We start from the raw sequence: 26,258 nt of genomic DNA, 5'->3' as shown, positions 1-26,258 counted from the left end.
TGTCTTTCCCCTGCTATGGGTTAGGATTGGAGGCCAAAATTTATAATCTATTCATGACAGGCGTTTAACTCTACGTGTACTGGAAAACAGATACCATAGAAATACCGGATTGGGACAGGCACTCGCTTCTGGACAGGCTCGAACCCTTCGATCCGGCCTGCGCGCGGGATCTCAGCGACGAAATGGTCGCCTACTGCCGCTTTTACGGTCTGGATCTCTGGGTGGAGCACCCGGACGTTGCTTACCATCAGGGGTACGTCAACGCGTGTGATCACGAGGTCATGGTGCATTATTTCCGGTTGCCGGAGCAGGCAGGTGAACGCGGCACAGTGTTTATTATGCATGGCTACTTCGATCATGTTGGGCTTTACAGCCAGTTGATTGACCGCTGTCTGGGCGCCGGCTTTGATGTGCTGGCTTATGATCAACCGGGACATGGTCTTTCCAGCGGCACGCCGGCGGCGATTGGAAGTTTTCTCGAATACCAGGGTGTCTTGACAGATGTGATGGCCAAGGTCAGAGACAAGGTACGCCAGCCCTGGTTTGCGGTGGGCCAGAGCACCGGTGGCGCGATCCTGATCGACTATCTGTTGTCCAATCAGCACAATCAGCAGACCTCGGATTTTCGGAAAGTAGTGCTGCTGGCGCCACTGGTAAGGCCGGCGGGCTGGTTAGGAGCCAAGGTACTCCATAGCATCGCCAAACCGTTCATTTCCCGCTGGCGCCGGGTGTTTGCGGAGAACAGCGGTAATAGCCGTTTTCTGAGGTTTCTGCGTGAACACGATCCGCTCCAGGCCAGGGCGGTACATGTGGATTGGGTGAGTGCGTTGCGAAAGTGGGTGCCCCATATCGAATCGGCACGGCCTGTCGACTTTCCCGTGACTGTCGTGCAAGGTGAAAAGGACCTGACAGTCGATTGGCAACATAATTTGCGCATTATCCGGAATAAATTTTCGGCGGTGGAGGAACTGAAGATCCCTGACGGACGTCATCATCTTGTGAACGAAGCTCAGGATTTGCAGGCAACCGTATTCAATACCATCATTGATACATTCACGAATTCGGCAGAAAGGACCCGTTGAATCGGGTTTGCTGAAGAAACCAGGAACAGGAGAAAGCTGTGAAGAAGACGATTCTTGCATTTGCGGTGGCAACGTTTGGTCTTGGTGGTTGTATGACCTATGACCCGTACACCGGCGAAGAGAAAACGTCGAATGCGACCAAGGGCAGCATTATTGGCGCGATTGGCGGTGCGGCCATCGGTGCCGCAACTTCAAGTAAGAGTGATCGGGGAAAAGGCGCCCTGATTGGCGCGGCCAGTGGCGCTGCTATCGGCGGTGGCGTTGGTTACTACATGGATAAGCAGGAAGCCGAGCTGCGTCGCAAGCTGGAGGGTTCCGGTGTTCGCGTAGTGCGCAACGGCGACGAGATCGAACTGATCATGCCGGGCAACATCACCTTTGATCTGAATGAATCGACGATCAAGCCTTCATTCAGCGGCACTCTCGAGTCAGTTGCCCTGGTGCTGAAGGAATTCGACAAAACGATTATTCAGATTGAAGGCCATACCGACAGCTCTGGTTCGGACAGCTACAACCAGCTGCTCAGTGAGCGTCGCGCATCCTCAGTACGTGACTTCCTGCTGAATCAGGGCATTGAGCCCAAGCGTACCCGTGCTGTGGGGTATGGTGAGCGCTACCCTGTGGCCTCCAACGATACCCCGGCCGGTCGTGAGCAGAACCGTCGCGTTGAGCTGACGCTCGTGCCCATGCAGTAAGTCGCTGTTCTAAGGCCATAAAAAACCGGAGCAAATGCTCCGGTTTTTGTCTCAGGCCATGAATCAGAACAGGACGCGGCAGCGAATCGTTCCCTTCACTTTGAGCAGCTTTTCCAGCGCCAGCTCGCCGTATTCTTTGTTCACATCCACAACCACGTAACCAATGTCTTCCTTGGTTTGCAGGTACTGACCGCAGACGTTGATGCCGTTCTCCGAGAATACCTGGTTGATTTCGGACATCACGCCCGGCACGTTCTCGTGGATGTGCAGCAGGCGGTGCTGGTTGGGGTGTGACGGCAGGGCCACTTCCGGGAAGTTCACGGACGAAACAGACGTGCCGTTGTCGCTGTACATGGCCAGTTTTTCCGCCACTTCCCGACCGATGTTCTCCTGGGCTTCGATGGTGGAGCCGCCCACGTGCGGGGTCAGGATCACGTTATCGAATTCCCGTAGCGGAGACACAAACTCCTCATCGTTGGATTTGGGTTCCACCGGGAATACGTCGATGGCGGCGCCCAGCAGTTTGCCACTGCGCAGAGCGTCGGCCAGGGCATCAATGTCGACAACCGTGCCACGGGAGGCATTCATCAGAATGCTGCCGGGCTTCATCTGGGCAAACTGCTCGGCCTTGAACATGTACTTGGTGGCCGGTGTTTCCGGCACGTGCAGGCTGACCACGTCGGCAATGTTGAGCAGCTCCTGGAGCGTGCCCACCTGAGTGGCGTTACCGATCGACAGCTTTGACACTACATCGTAGAAATACACATCCATGCCCAGGCCCTCGGCCAGGACACTGAACTGGGTGCCGATGTTGCCGTAGCCGATGATGCCCAGCTTCTTGCCGCGGATTTCGTAGCTGTCCTTGGCGGACTTCAGCCATTCGCCGCGATGGGCTTTGGCGTTTTTCTCTGGAACACCACGCAGGAGCAGGATGGCCTGGGCCAGAACCAGTTCGGCAACGCTCCGGGTGTTGGAGAAGGGCGCGTTGAATACGGCAATGCCGCGCCGGGTGGCTGCCTGGAGATCCACCTGGTTGGTACCGATACAGAAACAACCCACGGCCACCAGCTTGTTGGCGGCTTCAAATACTTTCTCTGTCAGCTGGGTGCGCGAGCGGATACCGATGAAGTGCGCATCGGCAATTTTCTCAATCAGCTCTTCCTCGGCCAGCGAGTGAGACAGGTACTCGATGTTGGTATAGCCCGCAGCGTTCAGGGTATCAATGGCAGATTGATGGACGCCTTCCAGCAGCAGGATACGGATTTTGCTCTTCTCAAGAGACGTATTTGACATGGGCTTGCTTCCGAACCTTTCGTCACGTGAAATGACCTGTGGCCAGTGATCGTCGGGGCTGGCTCACAGAACAGGGCCGGTATGATACCATAAACGCAGATTTTCACAGCGCGCCGGTTTGCCTGAATCAACTGTCTGTGACTCCTGTTGCAGGATGCTCCGGCCGAAACCTGACGAGACCGAATAGCCCATGAATTCTGAACAGATCATTGCTTCCCTCAAAGACCTGATGGCTACTGGCGATGCACCCGGCAAGGTGCTGACCGACCCGGCAGATCTGGATACCTATGGCAAGGACTGGACCAAGATCTACCCACCCAAACCTTTGGCGATTGCCTTGCCCAAAACCACTGAGCAGGTGCAGGCGCTGGTGAAGTTCGCCAATGAGAATCAGGTGGCGCTGGTGCCTTCCGGCGGCCGGACAGGTCTGAGTGCCGGTGCCGTGGCCGCCAATGGTGAAGTGGTTGTGGCGTTCGACAACATGAACCAGATCCTGGATTTCAACGCCAGTGATCGAGTGGTTCGCTGTCAGGCGGGCGTTGTGACCGAGCAGCTCCAGAATTTTGCTGAAGAAAATGATCTGTATTACCCGGTAGATTTTGCCTCCGCCGGTTCCAGCCAACTGGGGGGCAACCTCTCCACCAACGCCGGCGGTATCAAAGTGATCCGTTATGGCATGAGCCGGGACTGGGTGGCCGGGCTCAAGGTAGTCACTGGCAAGGGCGATATCCTGGATCTGAACAAGGACCTGGAAAAGAACAATACCGGCTACGATTTGCGTCATCTGTTTATTGGTGCTGAGGGGACACTGGGCTTTATCACGGAAGCGACCATGAAGCTGTCCCGCAAGCCGGATAACCTGACCGTACTGGTGTTGGGGTTGAACGACCTGACCAACACCATGGACGTGCTGCAGACTTTCCAGAAAAAGATCGACCTCACCGCCTATGAGTTTTTCTCTCATCAGGCCATGGGGCACGTGCTGGCCCATGGCCAGGTGCAGGCGCCGTTCGAAACCGAGGCGCCTTACTACGCTTTGCTGGAATTCGAGTCTGTCTCCGACCAGGTGATGGACGACGCCATGACCCTGTTTGAGCAATGTGTGGAGAACGGCTGGGTGCTCGATGGTGTGATCAGCCAGAGCGAAACTCAGGCCCAGAATCTGTGGCAGTTGCGCGAGCGCATCTCCGAATCCATCGCGCCCCGCACGCCCTACAAGAATGACATCTCCGTGGTGGTCTCCAAGGTGCCGGGTTTCCTGCAGGAAATCGACGCCGTGGTTACCGAGCACTATCCGGATTTCGAGATTATCTGGTTCGGGCACATCGGCGATGGCAACCTGCACCTCAATATCCTCAAGCCGGAAGATATGGCCAACGAGGACTTTTTCGAAAAGTGCCAGCAGGTTAACAAATGGGTGTTCGAGATTGTCGAGCGCTACCAGGGCAGTGTGTCAGCCGAGCACGGTGTGGGTATGACCAAGAAGCCCTATCTTCAATACACACGCAGTGAGGCGGAGATTGCTTACCTGAGAGGTATTAAAAAGGTATTCGATCCCAACGGCATCATGAACCCAGGCAAGATTTTCGACTGATGCAGGACCACATCGTTGTACTGACAGGCGCAGGTATCAGCGCCGAGAGCGGTCTCTCCACATTCCGTGACAACGGCGGGCTGTGGGAGCAGCACAGTGTGTACGATGTGGCCACGCCCGAGGCGTTTGCCCGGAATCAGGAGCTGGTGCTGAGGTTCTACAACGACCGCCGGCGCCAGCTGGAATCCGCCCAGCCCAACCGGGCCCATCGCCTGCTGGCAGAGTTGGAAAAGCGGTACCGGGTAACGGTGATCACCCAGAACGTGGACGATCTCCACGAACGGGGTGGCGCCAGCAACGTCATTCATCTTCACGGCGAGCTCACCAAGGCCCGCAGTTCAAGGTATCCGGAGCTGGTTTACGACATTGGTTATCGTGATATCAATCCGGGCGACACCTGCGACCGCGGCGCCCAGCTTCGCCCCCATATCGTCTGGTTCGGTGAGGAAGTTCCCATGTTGGAAAAGGCCGCCGACATTGTGCGCACCGCCGATCATCTGCTGATCGTAGGGACGTCGCTCCAGGTCTATCCGGCGGCGGGGCTGGTGTATGAGGTGGACATGGATGTGCCCATCACGGTCGTCGACCCGGGAGAGCCCGCTTCAGTGTCCCGTGCCCGGGTCATTCGCAAGGGGGCTGCCGAGGGTGTGGCCGAGTGGGTTGATGGCCTGAAGTAATTCTCCATTTCTCGAGGCTCATCCTGGCGCAGCGGTCTCTGAAGCCTTAAGGTATTTCTCGAGCTCTGACCGAAATGCCGCCTGAACCCCCAGTCTTTTCAGCATCCAGTAGTGGCCAGCAATCATTCGGTCAATGAAAATGCTCTCCACAGGTGGTTTGAAATAATCGAGGTATTTAAACACCGTGCTGGTTTTTTCGGCGACGCGTTTATGAATGTCGGCTTCCGCGAAATCGTATGGTTGGTCGCGCTGCTCAAAAGGCACCACGAGTATGTCCCGCCACATCGCGTAATACGCTTCATCCACGGCTGGCTGGCTTCCCACCCGCGCGCCAAGGTCGATCAGGTAGCGGTCCAGGGCCTCATAGTCTTCATCAAGCGCGGCCACGAGGGCGTTGCGGTAGGCTTCGACGATCTCCGGCTTGAGTTTTTTCACGCAGCCGAAGTCGTACATGATGATGGAGCCGTCCGGTCGGTAGGCGAAGTTGCCGGCGTGGGGATCGCCGTGGATGCACTGGAACCGGAATAGCTGGTCCGCCATGAGGGTGAAAATGCGATGGCCGATCAGGTTGACGGTGTCCTGATCGTATTGCTCCCGGGTGACCTTGCTGACGTGATCGCCCTCCACCAGTTCCATGGTCAGCACCCGCCGGGTGGAATGGCCGGGAATGATCGCCGGGATCAGGACCCAGGGCTGTTTTTCGTGGAACTTGCGGAACAGCTCGATGTTCCGGGCCTCGTTTTCGTAATCCAGCTCTTCTTTCAGGCGTTCCCGGATTTCTGCGAACAGCTTGTCCACGGATTCCTTTGGCATTTTCAGCAGGCCGCCGAGTTTGAGCGTCATTCTCAGCTGTTTCAGGTCCGAGTCGCAGGATTCGTCTACGCCGGGATACTGGACCTTGACGATCACATCGGTGCCATCGTGCAGGCGGGCACGGTGCACCTGACCGATGGATGCGGCCGCGTAAGGCTTTTCCTGGAGGTACTCGAACAATTCGGAGACCGGCTTCCCGAGCCCGGATTCGATCTGCTCCACGATCACCTCGAACGGCATTGGTGGCGCTTCTTTCTGCAGCTTTTCCAGGGCTTCCGAGAATTCCCGGGGCAGAAAATCCTGCGTCTGGGAGGCAATCTGACCGACTTTCATCACGGCACCCTTGAGCTCCCCGAGGGTGTCGGCTATCTGCCCGGCCATGCGGGTATAGCTTTCACTCTGGGCGCCTTCGTCGTTCTCCGAGCGAAAAAGCCTGCGAGCGCGCTGACCCGCATACTGGCCTGCCACGGAAGCAGTCATGCCAGCGAGCTTGAAGAAGCGACCACGTCGGGAGGTAACCGGTTTCTTTGCCATAAATACCATTACGCCTTTGACCGGATTTGGGTTTAGCCGGTCCTGCACGTTAAACCACTTTGGTCTCCACGAACAGCAGGTCTTCCAGTTCAAGTGACAGGGTCTGGCCCGAGACCAACGGGCCAACGCCCTTTGGCGTACCCGTAAGCACGACATCGCCGGGAAGCAGGGTGAACTGGCCGCTGATGTGGGCAATTAACGGCACAATGGGATTCAGCATATCCCGGGTGTCACCGGTTTGCTGGCGGTGCCCGTCGATATCCAGGGTAAAGTGAATGTTGTCCACGGCGAGTTTGTCAGCCGAGATGAACGGTGACAGGGGACAGGCTCCATCGAACCCCTTGGCGCGCTCCCATGGCTGCCCTTTCTCTTTGAGCCGGGTTTGCAGGTCACGGAGGGTCAGGTCCAGCGCCAGGCCATACCCGAGTATTGCGGCTTCGGCCTGGCTGGCGGATGCGTTGGTCAGAGGGCGGCCAATGAGAACGGCCAGTTCGGTTTCATAGTGGATCTCCCCCTGGTCTGCCGGAATTCTCAGGGGGCGGGTGATATGGACGGCCGAGGTGGAGGGTTTGATGAACAGCAGGGGCTCGTCGGGCACCGGATTGTTCAGTTCCTTTGCATGCTCCGCGTAGTTGCGGCCAACACAGACGATCTTGCCTAACGGCAGGTGAATCGAAGTGCCGTCTTTCCAGTGATGTTGGTAATCCGGCATGGCTGCCCCCTGTCCACGTTCGGTTAATCCCCTTCAAACGAGCAGACAGTATAAACCTGAAGACCCTCTTCCTGAAGCTTGCGGGAGCCGCCGAGATCCGGGAGATCAATCATGGCGGCCACTTCCACAATTTCGGCGCCGATCCGGCGGATCAGCCGGGCCGCGGCCAGCATGGTGCCGCCGGTGGCAATCAGGTCGTCCACCAATACCACATTATCGCCCGGCTTGAAGGCATCTTTGTGCAGTTCGACGGAGGCGGTGCCGTACTCAAGCTCGTAGTCTTCCACCAGGGTATCGAAGGGAAGCTTGCCCTTCTTTCGCACCAGTACCAGGGACGCGTTGAGCTCGTAGGCCAGTGCTGAGCCGATGATGAAACCGCGCGCGTCCACAGCTGCCACCGCATCAATCTTGTGGCCGTGATAGCGGTGTACGAAGGCATCAATCAGCTTCCGGAATGCAGTCTTGTCCTGCAGTACCGTGGTGATATCACGAAAGGCTACGCCGGGCTTTGGCCAGTCCGGCACCGTACGAATCGCCTTTTTGATGCTCTCAGAAAAATAATCCATAAACGTTCCGGTAAATGCTCTGGATGCGGATCAGGCCGCATCCAGGAAAATGAATTTCAGAACAAAGACGACAGCAATAATAACAACGCTGGCGTTCAAATCCGCCCAGCGGCCGCTCAGGGCCTTCAGGATGGCGTAGGTAATGAACCCGAGGGCAATGCCGTTTGCGATGGAGAACGTCAGCGGCATCATCAGGGCTGTGACCACAGCCGGAGCCGCGTCGGTAACGTCATCCCAGTCAACCAGTTTGAGGCCGCTGGCCATCAGAACCGCAACGTAGAGTAGTGCCGGAGCGGTTGCGTAGGCGGGAATGATGCTGGCAATGGGCGACAGCAGCAAACACGCCAGGAACAGTGCGGCAACAACCACAGCGGTCAGGCCGGTACGCCCGCCAGCGGAAATACCCGCCGTTGATTCGATGTAGCTGGTGGTGGTCGAGGTGCCGAGGGCAGCACCGGACATGGTGGCGACCGAATCGGACATCAGGGCCCGGCCCAGGCGCGGCAGCTTGCCGTCCTTGTCCAGCAGTCCGCCACGCTGGGCAGCGCCTATGAGCGTGCCGGAGGTGTCGAACAGGTCAACGAACAGGAACGCAAAAATAACGCTGATCATGCCCACGTTCAGGGCACCGGCCAGATCCAGCTGCATGAAAGTGGGAGCCAGGCTGGGCGGCGCGGAAACAAAGCCTTTGTACTCCACCATCCCCAGCGCCATGGCAACGCCGGTAACCGCGATGATACCAATCATGACAGCGCCGGTTACCTGACGGAACGACAGTGCGCAGATGAGCACGAAGCCGCCAAAGAACAGCAGGCTTTCGGCAACCTTCACTTCACCAAGGCCAACCAGAGTTGCAGGGTGATCCACCACAATACCGGCGTTCTTGAGCGCAATCAGGGCCAGAAAGAAACCAATGCCGGCAGAAATGCCGAACCGCAAGGACATCGGGATGCTGTTAATGATCCATTCACGGACCTTGAAAATGCTCAGCAGGAAAAACAGGAAGCCGGAAATGAACACCGCCCCCAGCGCCACCTGCCAGCTGTAGCCCATGCTGCCAACGACCGTAAAGGAGAAGAAGGCATTCAGTCCCATACCCGGCGCCAGGGCGATGGGGTAGTTGGCCCACAATCCCATGATCAGGGTGCCGATAACGGCTGCAAGGCAGGTAGCAACGAAGACAGCCCCGAAATCCATGCCGGTAGACGACAGGATGCTCGGGTTGACCACAATGATGTACGCCATGGTCAGGAAGGTGGTAATCCCCGCAACCACTTCTTTACGAACGGTGGTGCCGTGGGCCTGGAGTTGGAACAGTCGTTCAAGCATGACGGGTGTCTGCCTCACAGGATGCTGAAAGTTAGTATTTGGGAATCTGGTCTGAGCGGAATTCGTGGATTGCGTGAAAAAACGGCAATATTACCGACTCGTGCGCCTCAGGCCAAGGGATGATTGACAGTTCGTCAAGCAGCCGATGGGGCTAGCTGTTGTGTGGATCCCGCTGGAGTCGGATATCAAACCGCACGGCCAGCATGCGCACGATCACGATGAAAAGCAGTCCGATGGTCAGAGGCAGGGCCTCGTTGTCCAGGAACCACTGGCAGACGAAATACAGCCAGCAACCGGCAAACGAAATGGATGCGTAGATCTGGTCTTTGCGGAAAATGTAGGGCACTTCGTTGCACAGAGTGTCTCGCAGTGCGCCGCCAAAGGTACCGGTCATGACGCCGAGAAGAGACGCTACAAACCACGAGTGTCCCAGGTCGAGGGCCAGTTGGGCGCCCAGAATGGAAAAAACTCCCAGTCCGATGGCGTCCGGAAAGACGATTCTGGACTCCCGAAGCCGCTCCGCCCGTTTCCAGTAACTGAAGACAATTGCCATCGCCAGAATCAGCATGGGCTGTTCCTCATGCTTGATCCAGTAGAGCGGGTGGTTGTCCATGATCAGGTCCCGAAGGGTACCGCCACCTAGCGCCGTGATAAATCCGATGGTAAACACGCCCACAGGATCCATATTCTTGGAGCGCGCCACGATCATGCCGGAAATCGCGAAGGCGACGATTCCTATCATTTCAAGTACGTAGATGATGTCGAGCATGGCGAAACCCGGGAGAGGCGGAGAATGGCCTGATGGCCTGGTTTTGAGCGCCGAGGATAGCGGAAAAAGCGCCTCCTTTCATCTACGGATCGGGCCTGTCAGGTTTGTGGCCACCCGGAACTGTGATCCATAACGACACGTTCAGACGTATCTTGGATTCATCTTACGTCTATCCTGTTGTACGGAGTTGCTATGTCCTTGATGCGTCTGGCCTATGCCAGTGAAGCCACGTTCGAAGCCAAGCCGGTGGAAAAAGGTGTAGAGCCACACGTTGCGCGAATCCTGATGACCTCCCGAAAAAACAACGCCAGAGACCAACTGGTGGGTGGTCTTTATTACGGCAACGACCGCTTTTTCCAGTATCTGGAAGGAGATGAAGATGCGGTGCGCAGGACCTTCGATCGCATTCTGAAGGATGAGCGCCATAAGAATGTCGTGACCCTCATCGAAGAGCCGCTCACAAGCCGGACCTTTAGCAACTGGTCTATGAAGTATGTGCCTCTCTCCCGGGATGTCCGGAACTTCCTCGATGAGCAGGGTCTGGAATCCTTCGAGCCGTCCTCTTTCACATCGGATCAGTGCGAGAAAATGATCGAGCTAATACGCAATTCCAGCCAGGATCAGATTCTGGTCAACCGGGACAACAATCAATTCGTTGGCGACGCCCCCCAGGTGTTGTCGTCTGGAATGAAAATGGGCCTGATCGTGGCTGGTCTGGTGCTGGTGGGGGCTCTGGTGATTGGCGGGACCATGCTCTGATGGAAATGCTGTAAAAATAAGCCTTGCTTATGCGGTTGGATAAAAGAACTTTATTTGCTTCATGATAAGACTCTGTTTAGCTTGACGGATAACAATTACAGGCGTGCACTGCCTGGAGCCCGATCAAACAAAAATGGAGAGTTCATGAAAGCCATCCTCTGCAAGGAATATGGACCGGCCGAGACGCTGGTCATCGAAGATGTTCCCAGTCCTGAGGTAAAAGGCCGAGGCGTAAAAGTCCGCGTAAAAGCCGCCGGCCTGAATTTCCCCGACACCCTCATTATTGAAAACAAATACCAGTTGAAGCCAAGTCTTCCTTTTTCGCCCGGTGGTGAAATGGCTGGTGAGGTTATCGAAGTTGGTGACAAAGTCACGCGCTTCAAGGTAGGGGACCGTGTCGCAGGCCTGACCGGTTATGGCGCTTTTGCAGAAGAAGTCATCGTGCCGGAGCAGAACCTGCTGCCCGTTCCCGATGGCATGTCAGACGAGAAGGCCGCCGCCTTCACTATGGTCTACGGCACTTCCTATTTCGCCCTGAAACAGCGAGGCAACCTCCAGCCTGGCGAAACGCTGCTCGTTCTTGGCGCCAGTGGTGGCGTTGGCCTCGCCACGGTCGAACTGGGCAAGGCCATGGGCGCCAAGGTCATCGCAGCGGCCAGTTCTGCCGAGAAGCTGGCTGTGGCCAAAGAGGCCGGCGCCGACGAGCTGATAAACTACACCGAAGAGCCTCTCAAAGATGCGGTAAAGAAGCTCACCCACAGCAAGGGCGTGGACGTGATCTACGACCCGGTCGGCGGTGACTTTACCGAACAGGCCCTTCGCGCCATGGGGTGGAACGGCCGCCACCTGATCATCGGCTTTGCTGCCGGTGATATACCGAAAATCCCCGCCAATCTGACGCTCCTGAAAGGCTGCTCCGTGGTTGGCGTGTTCTGGGGCAGCTTCACCCAGCGCGAGCCGGAGGCGAGCGCGCAGAACATGATGGAGCTGATGAAGCTCTATGCCGAAGGCAAGATCGATCCGAAGATCAGCGCCGTCTACGACTTTGAGAACTACGCCGAGGCTCTGGGGGCTCTGACTGGTCGTAAGGCCACCGGCAAGGTTGTGCTCAAGGTCGGCTCCTGAGTTATATCGTAGCCTGCGAGTCTGAGGAGGTTGCCGGTTGGAGGCACTTCCCAAAAACCGCTACGAGCACATCCATGTGCGCTTGGCGTCGGCCATCCCTGGCCGCCGACATTTTTGGGAAGTGCCTCCAACCGGCAACTTCTGACATCAGTTATATCTCAGGTTGCAGAGACTATATCGCTATAGCCCGTTGGTGAGGGTGGGTGCCTCCTCCCAAAAATGTAGAGGGCCAAGGACGGCCCGAAACAAGCGCACACGGACGTGCTTGTAGCGGTTTTTGGGAGGAGGCACCCACCCTCACCACTCCGCTAACCCAAAAGGCTAGGGCCCAGACAAACGGCCAATCATCAAAACCGAACCGAGCCCGAGTTAATCTCCGAAACCAGCTCCGAAGTCAGCAGGGAATACCCGTCAGTCCCCGGCAACCAGGCATAAACCTCCTCGCTTTCCCGAAGTGAATAACCAAGCTTCTGGATGTCCACTTTGCGGTACTTGAAGGTGCCGGTTTTCTCTATGGCGTGGGTGACGCGCACGAACACCGGTACCGCATAGGCTGGCAAATTGTCCTGCAGATAGCGGAACAAGCGATTTATATCGAAGGCCCGGCCGTTGCTCTGGGGCACGAGCGTCACCATCCCGGCCTTGCCGTTGGTTCCGGGGATCTCGACGCCGTAGACAATGGCTTCCTCTGCCATGCCAGAGCCGTCGATGATGTTCTCGACTTCCGTGGTGGAGACATTTTCGCCTTTCCAACGGAAGGTATCACCCATGCGGTCAACGAACTGCAGATGGCCGCAGCCGATTTCCTTCAGCACATCACCGGTGTTAAACCAGGCATCGCCCTTTTTGAATGCGTTGCGGAGGATGGATTTTTCCGTGGCCTCCTTCTGGGTGTAGCCCTCGAATGACCATTTCTTGGTGATCTCCCCGATCAACAGGCCGGGCTCACCTTTTGCCACTTCCTGCATCAAGCCTTTTTCGTTGCGGATCGGATCCCGGGTGCCTTCGTGGAACTTCACCAGCTTGTAAGGCGCGGTGGAGAAACCGACGGTGTTGTCCATGTTGAAGAAGTTGCTGAAGCCGATGTTGCCTTCGCTTGAGGCATAGAGTTCCGCCACGGTTTCTATGCCGAAGCGTTCCTTGAATTCTTTCCAGATGGATGGGCGCAGGCCGTTGCCGATCATCTTGGTGAGGCCGTGGTTGCGGTCCTGCTCGCCAGGCGGCTGGTTCAACAGATAGCGACAGAGTTCTCCGACATATCCGAAGGTGGTGGCGTGGTAACGGCGCACATCGTCCCAGAAGGCGCTGGCGGAGAATTTGCGGCGCAGGGCAATGGCCGAGCCGCCGGCCAGCACTGAGCCCCAGCACACCAGCAGGGCGGTGCCATGGTAAAGGGGCAGGGTGCAGTAGAGAACGTCCTCTGGCTCCATGGCCAGCGACATCAGGCCGAATCCGCCGTAGGCCTTGATAAACTTCCTGTGCGAGCCCGGGGCCGCCTTGGGCAGTCCGGTGGTGCCGGAAGTAAACAGGTAAATGGCGTTGTCCCCCATTTTCGGGGGAGTGTTCACCACCGGACTATCGCTGTTGAAGGTGCTGACCTGCTCGGCCATGTTGGCGTAACCGGACGGGGCATCGCCAAAGGCGTTCACGGTATTGGTGTCTGCCAGAAACTGGAAGGGTTGCGGGTGGTCAGTCTTGAGTTCTGCCTTGATACCGTCAAAGGCCTCCACCAGCTCTTCGCCCACAATTGTCATCTTCGGCTCAATCAGGTTAATGCTGTGTTCCAGCACCTTGCCTTTCTGGGAGGTATTGAGCATGGCGCAGGCGACGCCGAGTTTGGCTGCGCCGGCCACCACGGCCAGCAGTTCCGGCCGGTTTTCAAGGAATACCGCAATGGCATCGCCTTTGGTGAGTCCCTGTTCTTGCAGATAGCGTGCGATACGATTGGCCCACGAATTCAGCTCGCCCCAGGTGATCGTTCGATCCTCGAACAGGATGGCTGGTCGATTGCCGAAGGACCGGGCGTTGTTTTCGATCAGCGTGCCCAGAGTGAGCTCTCGCTTCTCGTTCTTGAGGGAATAGTAATAAAGCCCCCGTGTGATCGACGGCAGGCGCCGAAGCACGCCGGGCAGGTTGCGGGCAATGTCCAGTGCGGATACGTTGTCTTGGCTCATGGTTTTTCCGTTGGTCCCTTTTATTGTGCGAGCTGAGAGCCTGTAACAACGCATGTCGCGGCCTCAGTCCAGAAACAGATCCGGCATCAGCGGCTTGTCGCCTGGCTCGTACCGGTAGTGCTCGAAGTCGGTCATACCGTCCTGCCTCAGCAGGTCTTCATCGATCAGGTTCTGGCCGGTCATGGTGTCAGGCGACCGGCCCAGGATGCTGACGGCGGCATCGGCCATAATGTCCGGCTTTCTGCCCTGGGCCATCAGTTGCGGACCGCCCACTTCGAACTCGATGGCCGCCGTGGCGATCAGGGTTTTCGGCCACAGGGTATTTACCGCTATGCCATATCGCTTGAATTCCTCGGCCATGCCCAGGCTCAGCATGGTCATGGCGTACTTCGTCGTGGTGTAGGGCCCATACTGGGCGAACCACCGGGTATTCAGGTTCAAAGGCGGCGACAGGCTCAGTATGTGGGCCTGGTCCGACTCTTTGAGCCAGGGCAGAGCAGCCTGGCTGCAGGCCATGACCGCCCGGGCATTGACCTGATGCATCAGGTCGTACCGGCTGACCTTGAGCTTCTCCACGCCAGTCAGCCGGATGGCGCCGGCGTTGTTCACCAGAGCGTCAATGCCGCCGAAATGCTCGCCGGCTTCGTCGATGCGCTGGCGAATCTGTTTTTCGTCCCGCACATCCAAAACCAGTGGCAGTGCCTGGCCGCCGGCTTCGCGCACTTCCTCGGCCACCGTGTGAATGGTGCCAGGCAGCTTCGGGTGTGGAGTGTCCGATTTGGCGGCGATCACCACGTTGGCGCCCTGGCGGGCACAGGCGAGGGCAATAGCTCTGCCGATGCCCCGGCTGGCGCCCGTGATAAAAACGGTGCGGTTACGCAATGTACTCATGCGTTACTCTCCTGTTCGGCTGTCTCGCTGGCGCTGATTTCAACCAACAACTGACTGCGTTTGACCTGGTCGCCCTTGCCGGCATGAACCTCGCCCACAATGCCGTCTCGATCGGCTTTTACCGGATGCTCCATTTTCATGGCCTCCAGTATCACCAGCGTATCGCCCTGGCGAACGCTCTGACCAGTCTCTACCAACACATCAATAATGGCGCCATCCATGGTTGCCTGGATTCTTCCACTGCCAGCGCCACCTGCGCCTTGCGCAGGCTGATGGGTAACATCCCGAACCGACCAGGATTGCCCGAACGCCTGCAAATATAAGGAATCGCCCTGGCGGTGATATTGGCAAGTCTGACGAACACCATTGTCGATAATGCACAACAGGCCATCCCGCTGGCTTTCAAGCACCAGAGTGTGTCGGGTTTCGCCCATGTTGAACGTCAACCGGTTACCGCTGCGGGTCACCAGTAACTCCACAGTGGCGTCGCCACTTTCGAGCTTGATTGGCGTCATGGTGGCCGGTGCATTGCTCCAGGCGCTCTGTCCGGCAATGCCATGGTCAAGCACGCAGGCGGCCAGCGCCAGTTGGCGTATATCCAGAGTCTGGGGCTGCAGGGATGGATCTTCGCTGAACGCCTGCTGCAGGAAGGCGGTGGTAGCCTCACCAGCCCCGAAGGTGTCGTCCGCGATAATCCGGCTCAGGAAATGTCGGTTGGTGGTCACGCCGAATACGGTGGTGTCCTCCAGGGCCCGGATCAGGCGGCGACGGGCTTCGTCCCGGTTCTGGCCCCAGGCAATGACTTTGGCCAGCATGGGGTCGTAGTGGGGTGTGATGGTGTCTCCGGAGCGAACGCCCGTATCGTATCGAAGGCCTTCTCCCTCTGCTGGTTCAAAGGCATACAGTGGTCCGGTCTGGGGGGTGAATCCGTGAGCGGGATCCTCCGCATAGAGCCGCAATTCAATGGCGTGGCCATTGAGCTGTATTTCGTCCTGGGTGAGTGGCAGTTCACGGCCTTCAGCAACGGTGAGCTGCCAGGCCACCAGGTCCTGGCCGGTAATCAGCTCGGTGACCGGGTGCTCCACCTGCAGGCGGGTGTTCATTTCCAGGAAGTAGAAGTTCCGATGTTTATCGACCAGGAACTCGACGGTGCCGGCGCCTTCGTAGTTACAGGCCAGTGCCGCTTTCACCGCGGCCTCGCCCATGGCCTGTCGCAGTTCGGGTGTGACAAAGGGAGAGGGCGCTTCTTCGACCACTTTCTGGTGCCGGCGCTGGACCGAGCAGTCTCGTTCGCCCAGGTAGACGGCGTTGCCGTGTCGGTCGGCGAACACCTGGATTTCCACGTGGCGGGGCTCAATCACGGCTTTTTCGAGGATCAATTCGTCGTCGCCGAAGGCTTGCTTGGATTCAGACCGGGCCCTTTTGATGTTGTCGGCCAGTTCGGATTCGCTCTCAACCAGGCGCATGCCGCGGCCACCGCCGCCGGCTGAGGCTTTGATCATCAGCGGGTAGCCGATGTCTTTGGCGGCGGCGATCAGTTCGTCGTCGGTGGCGTTGTTACCCTCGTAACCGGGCACCACGGGTACGCCGGCTTCCTGCATGGCGATTTTGGATCGGCGTTTGCTGCCCATCAGTTCGATGGCCGATGAGGGCGGGCCAACGAACACGAGGCCGGCGTCTTTGCAGGCGTTGGCGAAGGTGGAGTTCTCGGAAAGGAAGCCGTAGCCGGGGTGGATGCAGTCAGCGCCGGTTTTGCGGGCGGCTTCGAGGATGGCGTCGCTGTTCAGGTAGGAGGCGGACACCTGGGCCGGGCCAATGCAAACGGCTTCGTCGGCCATTTCCACATGCATGGCTTTGGCGTCAGCCTCGGAGTAGACGGCCACGGTGCGGTAACCCAGGGCTTTCGCGGTTCGGATGACCCGGACTGCGATTTCGCCTCGGTTGGCTACTAATAGTTTCTTTAACATGTTCTTATTCTCTCCTTTGGAGTAGGCCGCGAGGCTGAGTGCCGTCTGGCTTCCAGAAAAACGCTACGAGCACATCCATGTGCGCTTGGCGTCGGCCATCCATGGCCGCCGACATTTTCTGGAAGCCAGACGGCACTCACCCTCGCTCCGCATCAGTCCGATTCGCCTGCCCACGCTGGCTTCCGCTTTTGCATGAAAGCCATGGTGCCCTCTGTTCCTTCGCTGCCCCGGATGGCTTCAGCAAACTTTTCAGCCGCGCTGTCAAGCAGGCCGCTCATCGGCTCATGACCAACCCGGTGCAGCAACGCCTTGGTTTCTGTGGTGGCAACCGGGGCACATTGGCGAACTCGATCCAGAGCGCTGCCCAGCATATCTTCAAGTTCATCATCGGAAGATGCCGCCTGGTGTGCGATGCCGAGACGGCATGCTTCGTTTGCATCAATTCTCAAACCGAGCAAAGCGAGCCGGCGGGCCTGTGTGAGGCCGATGCGTTCAACCACAAAGGGTGCAATCTGAGCGGGAATGACGCCGAGGGAGGTTTCCGGCATGCCGAATTTCGCAGTCGGCCCGGCAATGGCAACGTCGGAAACGCAGGCCAGGCCGAACCCGCCGCCCATGACGGCACCCTCGGTGACCGCGATGACCACTTTCGAGGATTCGTTCACCTGCTGGATCATCTGGCCGAAGGCCCGGTTCAGGCGGTAGAACGGATCTGCTTCACCCTCGGCGGCTTTCTGTCCGCGGGCACCGGCCATGTCTTTGATGTCGCCGCCGGCGCAGAAATGACCACCGGCGCCCCGGATGACGACGGCGCGGATGTGCAGGTCGCTCTCGATCTGCGTAAATACGGCCGAGAGCTCCGCGACCATTTCCAGGCTCATGGCGTTGCGGACGTTCGGGCGGTTAATGGTGATGAACAGGGTGGGGCCCTGTTTCTCCAGTAAAAGTGTTTCGCAATGTGGTAGCTGATCCATAACTGACTCCACGAAATTTGTCTGGGGGCTATCGGGTCGGATCAGGCGTCCGGGACTGTGAGCAGCATGGATGCTGCGATCAAGCCTACATGGACGTATTCACGGCGTGTCCGGGACGCCTGATCTGGCCCGATAGCCCTGCCACCGAAGCCTAAGGCACTTAGTCGCGCTTTTTGCCCGGAAGCGTCCCCATCATCTTGCAGATAATCCCGAGCATGATTTCATCGGCACCACCGCCGATGGACACCAGTCTTACATCCCGGTGTGCGCGAGAAATCGGGTTATCCCACATGTAACCGTTGCCACCCCAGTACTGCAGGCAGCTGTCCGTAACCTCACGTCCCAGACGTCCGGCCTTGAGCTTGGCCATGGACGCCAGGCGGGTCACATCCTTGCCTTCAACGTGCAGTTCACAGGCCTGATAGGTGAGGGCACGCAGGGCCTCGACTTCGGTTTGCAGCTCCGCGAGGCGGAAATGGATTACCTGGTTGTCGATAAGTGGTTGGCCGAAGGTTTTGCGTTCGCGGCAGTACTCGATGGTCTTGTTGATGCAATTTTCCAGCGCCTTGATGACGTTGGCGGCACCCCAAAGGCGCTCTTCCTGGAACTGGAGCATCTGCATCATGAAACCGGTGCCCTCGGCGCCAATGCGGTAGCGCTGGGGCACGCGCACGTCGTCAAAGAAAATCTGTGCGGTTTCTGAAGAGCGCATACCCAGCTTGTTCAGGTGCGGGCTGAAGGAGATGCCTGGAGTTTTTGTGGGCACCACAATCAGGGACTTGTTCTTGTGGGGCTTGTCGTCCGATGTGTTGGCCAGCAAACAGATGAAGTCGGATTTGGGGCTGTTGGTGATCCACATCTTGGAGCCGTTGATGATGTAGTCGTCACCGTCTTTTTTTGCGGTGGTCTTCATCCCCGCCACATCCGAACCTGCGCCCACTTCACTGACACCGATGCACCCGACCATGTCACCGGCAATGGCCGGCGCCAGGAAGCTGCGCTTCAGCTCATCGGAACCAAACCGGGATATCGCTGGGGTACACATGTCAGTCTGAACCCCAATGGCCAGCGGCACGCCGCCACAATGGGCCATGCCAAGCTCTTCCGCAGCCACCAGGTTGTAGCTGTAATCCAGCCCCATGCCGCCATATTCTTCCGGCTTTTGAATGCCCAGGATCCCGAGGTTGCCGAGCTTTTTGAACAGCTCATGAATCGGGAATTCCCCGGCCGCTTCCCATTCGTCGCAGTGAGGATTGATTTCCTTCTCCACGAAATCGCGGACGGTTTTTCTGAGGGCTTCGTGTTCGGCTGTGAATTTCACGTTCTTGTTCTCCTGAGGTAGTTCGTGCCTTCTGTTTCGGGTGCACGTTCTCTAGCTTGGGTGGCGGCTGCGTGGGATCGGTTTCAGAAAACCGCTACGAGCACATCCATGTGCGCTTGGCGTCGGCCATCCATGGCCGCCGACATTTTCTGAAACCGATCCCACACAGCCGCTGACGTCTACAAACTGGTTGTTGCCTGCTGGCAGTTTTGTTGTTTTTGTAGGTCGGCTTAACCGAAGGCGTAATCCGACCTACCGTTGTTTTCTGTATGCCGCCGCTGAAAAGCATGCTGTTTCTAAGCGTTAACTCCGAATTCCGAAGAACCGGTTGGGCCCCTCTGTCCAAAAATGTCGACGGCCAAGGATGGCCGGCGCCAAGCGCACATGGATGTGCTCGTAGCGTTTTTTGGACAGAGGGGCCCAATCGGTTCCCACCGAAACCAAAGAAGGCATGGAGGCGGGCCCCACCGAAACCAGAAGCCTCAAAGGCGGGCCACCCCAAACGTATTGGGCCGCAACTGCCTCGTCTCGGCTTCCCGGCAAACGCCGAAAACCAGAGCCAGAACCCGACGGGTATCCCGCGGATCGATTAGCCCGTCATCCCACAATCTGGCCGTTCCGAACAACGCCGTTGAGCCTTCCTCCAGTTTCTTGGCCGTCGCCTGCTCCAGAAAATCCAGTGTCTTAGGGTCCGGCTCCATGCCGCCGCGGCGCTGCTTGTCTTCGGCCACAATACGCATCACCTTGCCAGCCTGTGCAGGGCCCATGACTGCTGTTCGGCTGTTGGGCCATGCAAAGATGAACCGTGGGTCCAGACCACGTCCGCACATGGCGTAGTTACCTGCACCATAGGAACCACCGATGACAATTGCGACCTTTGGCACCCGACAATTGGCCACGGCCTGGATCATTTTTGATCCGTGTTTGATGATTCCGTTCTGCTCCGAGTGGGTGCCCACCATGAAACCGGTTGTGTTATGCAGGAACAGCAGCGGCGTTCCGGCCTGGTCGCAGAGCTGGATGAACTGGGCGGCTTTGGCGGATCCGGCCGGGGTGATCGGGCCGTTGTTGCCGATGATGCCAACCAAATGGCCTTCGATACGGATGGTGCCGCAGACGGTCTGGTCGTCGAACTCGTTCTTGAAGTCCATGAACTTCGAGCCGTCGGCGATTCGGGCAAGAATCTCGCGAACGTCGTAGGGTTTTTTCGAGTCTGCCGGGATCACGCCCAGGAGTTCCTCGGCCGGGTAAAGTGGCTCCTCCCATTTCAATTCTCGCTGCGGCGGCAGTTGCTCGTTCCAGGGCAAGGCCTCGAGGATATTTCTGGCCTGGCGGATGCCGTCGGCGTCGTCTTCGGCCAGGTATTCGGCGGTTCCTGCCACATTGGCGTGCATTTCGGCACCGCCGAGTTCCTCGTCAGTGGCAACTTCGCCGGTGGCGGCTTTCAGAAGCGGGGGGCCGGCCAGGAACATCTTGGCTTGCTCGCGCACCACGATCACATAGTCGGACAGCCCCGGCTGATAGGCGCCGCCGGCGGTGGCGTTGCCATGGACGACGGTAACCTGGGGAATGCCGGCGGCCGACATGCGCGCCTGGTTGGCAAAGCCCCGGGCGCCGAGCACGAAAATATCGGTAGCGTAGTTCAGGTTGGCGCCGCCGCTTTCAGACAGCGATACCACCGGCAACTTGTTCTCCATGGCAATCTGCTGCAGCCGCAGCGTCTTGTCCAGGCCGGCTGGGGTGATGGTGCCACCTTTGATGGCGCTGTTGCTCGCAACAACGAGGCAGCGAATGCCGCTCACATAGCCAATACCAGCGATGATCCCGCCGCCGGCCATGCTGCCGTCCTTGTCATCGTGCATCTTGTAGCCGGCGAGCGAACACAGCTCCAGGAAGGGTGTTCCCCGGTCCAGCAACCGGTTGATACGGTCCCTCGGAAGCAGCTTGCCCCGCTTGGTGAACTTCTCCCGGGCCGCTTCCGCCAGATCCAGCACCTTCTGTTCCACATCCCGGAACGTGGTGATATGGGCGTCCATGGCCTCGGCATTGGAGCGGAAATCCTCGGACTGGGAGCTTACGGTGGATTCAAGTACCTGCATGGTAGGCTCCTCAGTTGTCGCTCAGAACTTTCGGGGTAACGGCCCGGTGAAAGCCGTTGTAGGGCTCGTTATTCTTGGCCTTCGGCAACGGCCACACCCGGCCACCCTGGGAGGCGCCGCCATCGATCCGCAGGCAGTCGCCGCTGATAAACGCTGCGCCAGGGCTGAGAAGGAAACAGATCGCCGAGCTGACTTCGGATTCGGTACCCATCCGCTTGATCGGCACGTTATCGCCCAGGCTGCGAATCCACTGCCTCATGTGTTCCGGGTAGTTGTCCATGCCACTGGAAGCGATCCAGCCCGGGGCAACGGCATTCACCCGAACGCCGGAAGCGCCCCATTCAACGGCCGCTGTCTGGGTAAAGTTCACCATCCCGGCCCGGGCAGCACCGGAGTGTCCCATGCCGGGCATGCCGCCCCACATATCGGCCACGATATTGACGATGGCACCCCCGGTTTTCGACAGCGCCTGGGTGTATGCTTCCCGAGCCATCAGAAAACCGCCGGTCAGATTGGTGCGAACGACCGTCTCCCAGCCCTTCTGGTTAATCCCGGTCAGCGGCGCCTGGAACTGCCCGCCGGCATTGTTTACCAGTCCGTTCAGACCGCCGTGTTCGGCAATGATCGCTTTCACCGTGGCTTTGACTGATTCCTCTTCACGGATATCGCAGACATGGGCGGACGCAATGCCGCCGTCCTCAGTGATCTCAGCTTTCACAGATTCCACTTTCTCGGACTTGCGACCGACCAGGGCAACCCGCGCGCCCAGGGCAGCGAGTTCATGGGCCGTGCACCGGCCGATGCCAGAACCGCCGCCGGTAACAATAAACACCTGGCCCTTGAACAAGTCGGGATGAAAAACAGACTGATAGCTCATAGTAATGAAGACCCTTTAAAAGTTCGGGCGCTCTGGTTGGTAGCGCGTTTCGGGACTGTGAGCAGCAAGGATGCTGCGATCAAGCCTACATGGACGTATTTACGGCGTGTCCCGGAACGCGCTACCAACCAGAGTGCATGCACAAAAAAATCAATCTTTAACCAGGCCAGAAGGAACAGGCACCGGGAACTCAAGCAATTGCTGCGCAAACGCCTTCCCCTGGGGATCAATCCGCAAGCTGGCGACACCCCCGCCACCAAGACTGTGCTCCAGCAGGAAATTGATGGCCTGCAAACCGGGCATGGCCCAGCGGGTGACCCGACCGTTTTCCGGATTCAGGGTATGTTCCATCCATTCCGCAACGGCCGCTTCCGTCAGTGCGGTTTCAATGAACGGCAAAAATTCCGGCTTGCGGGCAATCACGCCAATGTTGGTGTGGTCGCCCTTGTCGCCACTGCGGGCCCAGGCAAGTTTCACCAGAGGAACAGTGGTATCGGTGGCGCTGGTGTCATGAGTGAACGACTGTGGCGGAAGGTCGGCACTATCGAAGCTGCCGCTGGTCTCAACTTCAACCGCCTGCCGCTCGCCACCCAGATCCACGGATACCTCGACTTCTGTTTTAGGCACCAGGCAGGAATACAGCCGGATTTTCGGCCACACGGTCGGACGTCCTCCGACAATTCCGGTAATTCCCGGTGCCATGCCCGTTGCCGCCTGGGCAATTTCCCGGGAAAACAGCACAAGCGCTTCTTTCTTGGGATGGGCCGTGCTGATCTTGACCACGACTTCCCGGCAATCCTCACCCCGGCCGTGAGCGCCATAAGTGGTTTCGGTACCCAGAAGCTCGATGCTGGTTTCACTGTAATCGGGCAAACCACGCTCACTGAACATGCGAGAGGTCTTGGCGAGGATGGCCTGGGCCACGGTCTTGGCTTTGGCCCTGGCGTTCATACCAGCCAGAAGGAATGTGACAGTGCACTTGAAGCCGTCCGGCCAGGTGCCCGACACCTTGTAGCTATCCGTAGGCGCAAGGCCCCGGGCGCCTCGAACCTGAACCCGGTCCTTGCCCGTTTCCTCCAATTCAACGCCCGTGAAATCGCAGGTAACGTCCGGCAGCAGATAGGCCCTGGGATCGCCAATCTCATAGACCAACTGTTCGGCCACGGTGCCCCGGCTCACCAGGCCGCCTGTGTCCTCGGGCTTGGTGATAAAAAAGCTGCCGTCGGCACTCACTTCGGCAATCGGGAAGCCCATGTTGGCGTAGCCACCGGCCACCTCTTCCCAATCGGTAAAGTTGCCACCTGTAGCCTGGGCGCCGCATTCCAGCAGATGCCCGGCCAGGCTACCCTGGGCCAGCTTGTCGTAGTCCTGCCAGCTCCATCCGAATTCGTGCACCAGAGGGGCCAGCGCCAGAGCGCTGTCAGCAACCCGGCCGGTAATCACGATGTCGGCGCCCTGTTCCAGGGCGGCAACCAGGCCCGGCGCGCCGAGGTAGGCGTTCAGGCTGACCATCATGGGTGGCATCGGCTGGCCGGAGGTCATTTCCGTGATGCCCATATCGGCCAGCTTTTTCTTTTTCGTCAGCAGGTCGTCGCCCAGAACCAGGGCAATCTTCATGTCTACGCCTGCCTTCTCGCAGAGGGCCTGAAGGGCGTCGCGACAGGCTACCGGGTTCACGCCGCCAGCGTTGGCCAGTACACGGATGCCTTTTTCCTTAATGTCCCCAAGCAGGGGAGCCATGACGGTCTGGACGAAATCCCTTGCATAGCCCTGGGACGGATCTTTCATCTTCTGCCCGGCCATGATCGACATGGTGATCTCGGCCAGGTAATCGGCCACCAGGTAGTCAATGTTGCCCTGATGAACCAGTTGCGCGGCGGCGGTCTCAGTATCGCCCCAGAAAGCGGCGGAGCATCCGATGCGAACAGTTTTTTGAGATTCAGCCATGTTCCTGTGCCCTGTTTAAGCCCTGTCTATGGTTACCGATTCGATGCCCGGGGCAATCGCGGTTTTGTCAAACATGGAATTGACAATACCAAGCAAGCGCTTGGTTTGTAAATAGGCAAGTTTCAGGTAGAATTAAAGGCCTCTTTTGCCAACCGGAAAGCCTCAGTGAGCCAGAACAAGATCCTTCAGTCCCTGATCGCCGAGAACCTCGTGTCTGATCCCAATGGTGCCCGCGGCCGCCTGCTCACAGAGGCGGCCCGGCTGTTCCGGGAAAAAGGCTATGAGCGCACCACGGTTCGCGATCTGGCCGCCGCCGTCGGTATTCAGTCTGGCAGCCTGTTCCATCACTTCCGGACCAAGGAAGAGATCCTCAAAGCAGTGATGGTTGAAACCATCCGTTTGAACACCGCGCTCATGCAGGCGGCGCTGGAGGCTGCAGATACCAACAGAGAAAAGCTGCGGGGTCTTGTCCGTGCCGAGCTGGAGTCAATCAACGGCCAGACCGGCGAGGCCATGGCGGTGTTGGTTTTCGAATGGCGGAGTCTGTCGGCCGCCTCCCAGGTGGAAGTGCTGGAGCTTCGGGATATCTATGAGAAGCTCTGGCTCGATGTCCTGGAATCGCTGAAACGCGAAGGCGCTCTGAAGGCGGATCCCTTCGTTGTTCGAAGGATGTTGACCGGTGCTCTCAGCTGGACCGTAACCTGGTACAAGCCGGAGCGGGGAGGACTGACGCTGGATGGTTTGACCGATCAGGTCATGGCCATGATGTCTCTCTGAATCGGTGTCATTTTCGAAAGTCTTTGTTTTAAATCAATAAAACCCAGAGCAATTCCATTCCCTGGAGGCCATTGGCCCGATCGGCATAACAAAATCGGCATTCGAGCCATTTTTGTAGGACAGTTTTCACCGCATTCTTGCACCCGTTGACAAAAACCGAGTTCAGATCGGGCAAACAAAAACAACGTGATGCAGGGTGAAATATGATCTCCTCTCTGGCAAGGCTCGGACCGCGCCTTTTCGCGGCTCGCCTCAAGGCTCTCTCGCTGGCGGCGGTTGCCGCACTCGCAGGTTGCTCGGCAAATCCAATCTACACCACCACTGGCGTTGTGCTCTCCAATTACTCGGAGGGCGAGGCTACGCCCTACGTATTGCAAATGTCCGACGCCCAGATGGCCTGTGCGTTGGGTGAGGGCATTGACCCGTTGCTCTATTCCTTCTCCCGCGTTACCGATGCCCCTGACAGTACCGGTTCCTTGCTCATGCTTCTGGCAGGCAATTGTGCCGAGTACGAGGCCTGGGAGGCTGAACTCGCCTATCTCAGAGCGGACTACGAGGGTGATGTGGCTGCGGCCAAGGACGCCAGGGAAGTGGCCAAGCGATTGAACGCGCTGACAGCGAAGCGTCGCTATGCGTCCTTTCAGCGAGCAATGGCCGCCTACGAGTTCGATCCCGCCGCGGAACCTCTTGAATGCCCCTTCCTGTTCGCCGAGCAGGATGAAATTACCTTCCTGCTCGGCTTGCTGACCGGCATGCAGGCAATTGTGAACGATGCCAATTCCGGCGCCATGGCCGGAGTACCCAGGAACATTGCACCCCAGGCCGAGCGTGCCGCCACCTGTCTGGACAATGAAAAGTGGGGCGGTATGCCCAATGCGATTCGTGCCCTGGTCTGGCTATTACTGCCGGATACCCGTCCGGCGCTGGCGCCGGATCCCTGGCAGGTGCTGGAACACAGCAGGGAGCTGGGTGTTGAGAAAGGAATGCGGGTTCCGCACGCGCTCCAGGCTGTTGCCGCCGAAACCTTTGGCCGGCCCGAAAAACTTGAAGAAGCCATCGCCACTTTCGCCGAGGCCGATGCAACGATTGAGGTCTGGGACGACTACCGTCTCGTGGATGAAGTTGCTGCCGGAGTGGTTCGCTTTTCTTCGGACAAGCACTGGACCGCCAACTACGGCTATCGGACGCCGCAATCCTACTTCGGCAGGATGAGCCCTGAGCGGCAAACCGAAAACGTCGAAACCATGAATCTGGACGACCTGCTGTAAGGCAGGTGGCCGACA

Annotated in this window: 22 protein-coding genes; 8 read left to right on the top strand and 14 right to left on the bottom strand. The window is 58.2% G+C overall.

Going from position 1 to position 26,258, the window contains the following annotated elements; genetic code table 11:
* Positions 1–74: 74 nt before the first annotated feature.
* A complete protein-coding gene (locus tag SIC15_RS14175) occupies positions 75–1,082 on the top strand; it encodes an alpha/beta hydrolase (protein ID WP_069182978.1) in 1,008 nt (335 codons plus the stop codon).
* A 38-nt stretch (positions 1,083–1,120) separates the two neighbouring features.
* The gene (locus tag SIC15_RS14170) at positions 1,121–1,777 is read left to right on the top strand and encodes an OmpA family protein (RefSeq protein WP_069182979.1); all 657 of its coding nucleotides are present in this window, start codon (positions 1,121–1,123) and stop codon (positions 1,775–1,777) included.
* A gap of 63 nt (positions 1,778–1,840) precedes the next feature.
* On the opposite strand, the gene serA is transcribed toward SIC15_RS14170, so the two are convergent.
* Complete coding sequence (gene serA, locus SIC15_RS14165; protein ID WP_069182980.1) at positions 1,841–3,070, bottom strand: phosphoglycerate dehydrogenase; 1,230 nt, start codon at positions 3,068–3,070, stop codon at positions 1,841–1,843.
* A gap of 190 nt (positions 3,071–3,260) precedes the next feature.
* On the opposite strand from serA, the gene SIC15_RS14160 reads away from it, so the two are divergent.
* Positions 3,261–4,664 (top strand): FAD-binding oxidoreductase, encoded by a 1,404-nt coding sequence (locus SIC15_RS14160; RefSeq protein ID WP_069182981.1) that lies wholly within the window; start codon positions 3,261–3,263, stop codon positions 4,662–4,664.
* A complete protein-coding gene (locus SIC15_RS14155) occupies positions 4,664–5,341 on the top strand; it encodes an SIR2 family NAD-dependent protein deacylase (RefSeq protein ID WP_291906051.1) in 678 nt (225 codons plus the stop codon). The genes SIC15_RS14160 and SIC15_RS14155 overlap by 1 nt, the downstream gene beginning before the upstream one ends.
* An 18-nt stretch (positions 5,342–5,359) precedes the next feature.
* Here the strand turns inward: SIC15_RS14155 and SIC15_RS14150 are convergent, their stop codons facing one another.
* The 5 genes from SIC15_RS14150 to SIC15_RS14130 all read right to left on the bottom strand — a co-directional run bounded on the left by SIC15_RS14150 (position 5,360) and on the right by SIC15_RS14130 (position 10,064).
* A complete protein-coding gene (locus SIC15_RS14150) occupies positions 5,360–6,688 on the bottom strand; it encodes an ABC1 kinase family protein (protein WP_412536232.1) in 1,329 nt (442 codons plus the stop codon).
* 49 nt (positions 6,689–6,737) lie between these two features.
* A complete protein-coding gene (locus SIC15_RS14145) occupies positions 6,738–7,400 on the bottom strand; it encodes a fumarylacetoacetate hydrolase family protein (protein ID WP_412536231.1) in 663 nt (220 codons plus the stop codon).
* Between the two features lie 23 nt (positions 7,401–7,423).
* Positions 7,424–7,966 (bottom strand): adenine phosphoribosyltransferase, encoded by a 543-nt coding sequence (locus SIC15_RS14140; RefSeq protein ID WP_069182984.1) that lies wholly within the window; start codon positions 7,964–7,966, stop codon positions 7,424–7,426.
* Positions 7,967–7,996: 30 nt separating this feature from the next.
* Positions 7,997–9,295, bottom strand: coding sequence for an NCS2 family permease (locus tag SIC15_RS14135; RefSeq protein ID WP_069182985.1), 1,299 nt, complete (start codon positions 9,293–9,295; stop codon positions 7,997–7,999).
* Positions 9,296–9,446: 151 nt separating this feature from the next.
* Complete coding sequence (locus SIC15_RS14130; RefSeq protein ID WP_069182986.1) at positions 9,447–10,064, bottom strand: trimeric intracellular cation channel family protein; 618 nt, start codon at positions 10,062–10,064, stop codon at positions 9,447–9,449.
* Positions 10,065–10,256: 192 nt separating this feature from the next.
* Between SIC15_RS14130 and SIC15_RS14125 the strand changes: the two genes are divergently transcribed.
* Both SIC15_RS14125 and SIC15_RS14120 read left to right on the top strand, forming a co-directional pair.
* A complete protein-coding gene (locus SIC15_RS14125) occupies positions 10,257–10,823 on the top strand; it encodes a BLUF domain-containing protein (RefSeq protein WP_412536230.1) in 567 nt (188 codons plus the stop codon).
* 144 nt (positions 10,824–10,967) lie between these two features.
* Positions 10,968–11,948 (top strand): NADPH:quinone oxidoreductase family protein, encoded by a 981-nt coding sequence (locus tag SIC15_RS14120; RefSeq protein ID WP_412536229.1) that lies wholly within the window; start codon positions 10,968–10,970, stop codon positions 11,946–11,948.
* A 347-nt stretch (positions 11,949–12,295) separates the two neighbouring features.
* Here the strand turns inward: SIC15_RS14120 and SIC15_RS14115 are convergent, their stop codons facing one another.
* From SIC15_RS14115 to SIC15_RS14080, 8 genes are all read right to left on the bottom strand, one after another.
* Positions 12,296–14,122, bottom strand: a complete 1,827-nt coding sequence (locus SIC15_RS14115) for a long-chain-acyl-CoA synthetase (protein ID WP_412536228.1) — start codon at positions 14,120–14,122, stop codon at positions 12,296–12,298.
* 63 nt (positions 14,123–14,185) lie between these two features.
* Entirely contained in the window at positions 14,186–15,013 is an 828-nt protein-coding gene (locus tag SIC15_RS14110; RefSeq protein ID WP_069182990.1) for an SDR family oxidoreductase, read from the bottom strand.
* Complete coding sequence (locus tag SIC15_RS14105; RefSeq protein ID WP_412536227.1) at positions 15,010–16,980, bottom strand: acetyl/propionyl/methylcrotonyl-CoA carboxylase subunit alpha; 1,971 nt, start codon at positions 16,978–16,980, stop codon at positions 15,010–15,012. The genes SIC15_RS14110 and SIC15_RS14105 overlap by 4 nt, the downstream gene beginning before the upstream one ends.
* A 152-nt stretch (positions 16,981–17,132) precedes the next feature.
* Positions 17,133–17,954 (bottom strand): enoyl-CoA hydratase/isomerase family protein, encoded by an 822-nt coding sequence (locus SIC15_RS14100; RefSeq protein WP_412536226.1) that lies wholly within the window; start codon positions 17,952–17,954, stop codon positions 17,133–17,135.
* A 160-nt stretch (positions 17,955–18,114) separates the two neighbouring features.
* Positions 18,115–19,275 carry a citronellyl-CoA dehydrogenase gene (atuD, locus tag SIC15_RS14095; protein ID WP_209400803.1) on the bottom strand — a complete coding sequence of 387 codons (1,161 nt, stop codon included), beginning with the start codon at positions 19,273–19,275 and terminating at the stop codon, positions 18,115–18,117.
* Between the two features lie 482 nt (positions 19,276–19,757).
* Positions 19,758–21,374, bottom strand: coding sequence for an acyl-CoA carboxylase subunit beta (locus tag SIC15_RS14090; RefSeq protein WP_412536225.1), 1,617 nt, complete (start codon positions 21,372–21,374; stop codon positions 19,758–19,760).
* A gap of 10 nt (positions 21,375–21,384) precedes the next feature.
* Complete coding sequence (locus SIC15_RS14085) at positions 21,385–22,251, bottom strand: SDR family oxidoreductase (RefSeq protein ID WP_412536224.1); 867 nt, start codon at positions 22,249–22,251, stop codon at positions 21,385–21,387.
* Between the two features lie 150 nt (positions 22,252–22,401).
* The gene (locus SIC15_RS14080; RefSeq protein ID WP_412536223.1) at positions 22,402–24,198 is read right to left on the bottom strand and encodes an acyclic terpene utilization AtuA family protein; all 1,797 of its coding nucleotides are present in this window, start codon (positions 24,196–24,198) and stop codon (positions 22,402–22,404) included.
* Positions 24,199–24,363: 165 nt separating this feature from the next.
* Between SIC15_RS14080 and SIC15_RS14075 the strand changes: the two genes are divergently transcribed.
* Both SIC15_RS14075 and SIC15_RS14070 read left to right on the top strand, forming a co-directional pair.
* Positions 24,364–24,975 carry a TetR/AcrR family transcriptional regulator gene (locus tag SIC15_RS14075; protein ID WP_174805008.1) on the top strand — a complete coding sequence of 204 codons (612 nt, stop codon included), beginning with the start codon at positions 24,364–24,366 and terminating at the stop codon, positions 24,973–24,975.
* A gap of 203 nt (positions 24,976–25,178) precedes the next feature.
* Positions 25,179–26,243 carry a hypothetical protein gene (locus SIC15_RS14070; protein ID WP_412536222.1) on the top strand — a complete coding sequence of 355 codons (1,065 nt, stop codon included), beginning with the start codon at positions 25,179–25,181 and terminating at the stop codon, positions 26,241–26,243.
* Positions 26,244–26,258 lie beyond the last annotated feature (15 nt).

The organism is Marinobacter sp. MIT932201 (assembly GCF_047123295.1).
GTDB lineage: Bacteria > Pseudomonadota > Gammaproteobacteria > Pseudomonadales > Oleiphilaceae > Marinobacter > Marinobacter salsuginis.
Note: the sequence above shows the minus strand (reverse complement) of the source record. Positions and strands in the feature narration are given on the sequence as shown.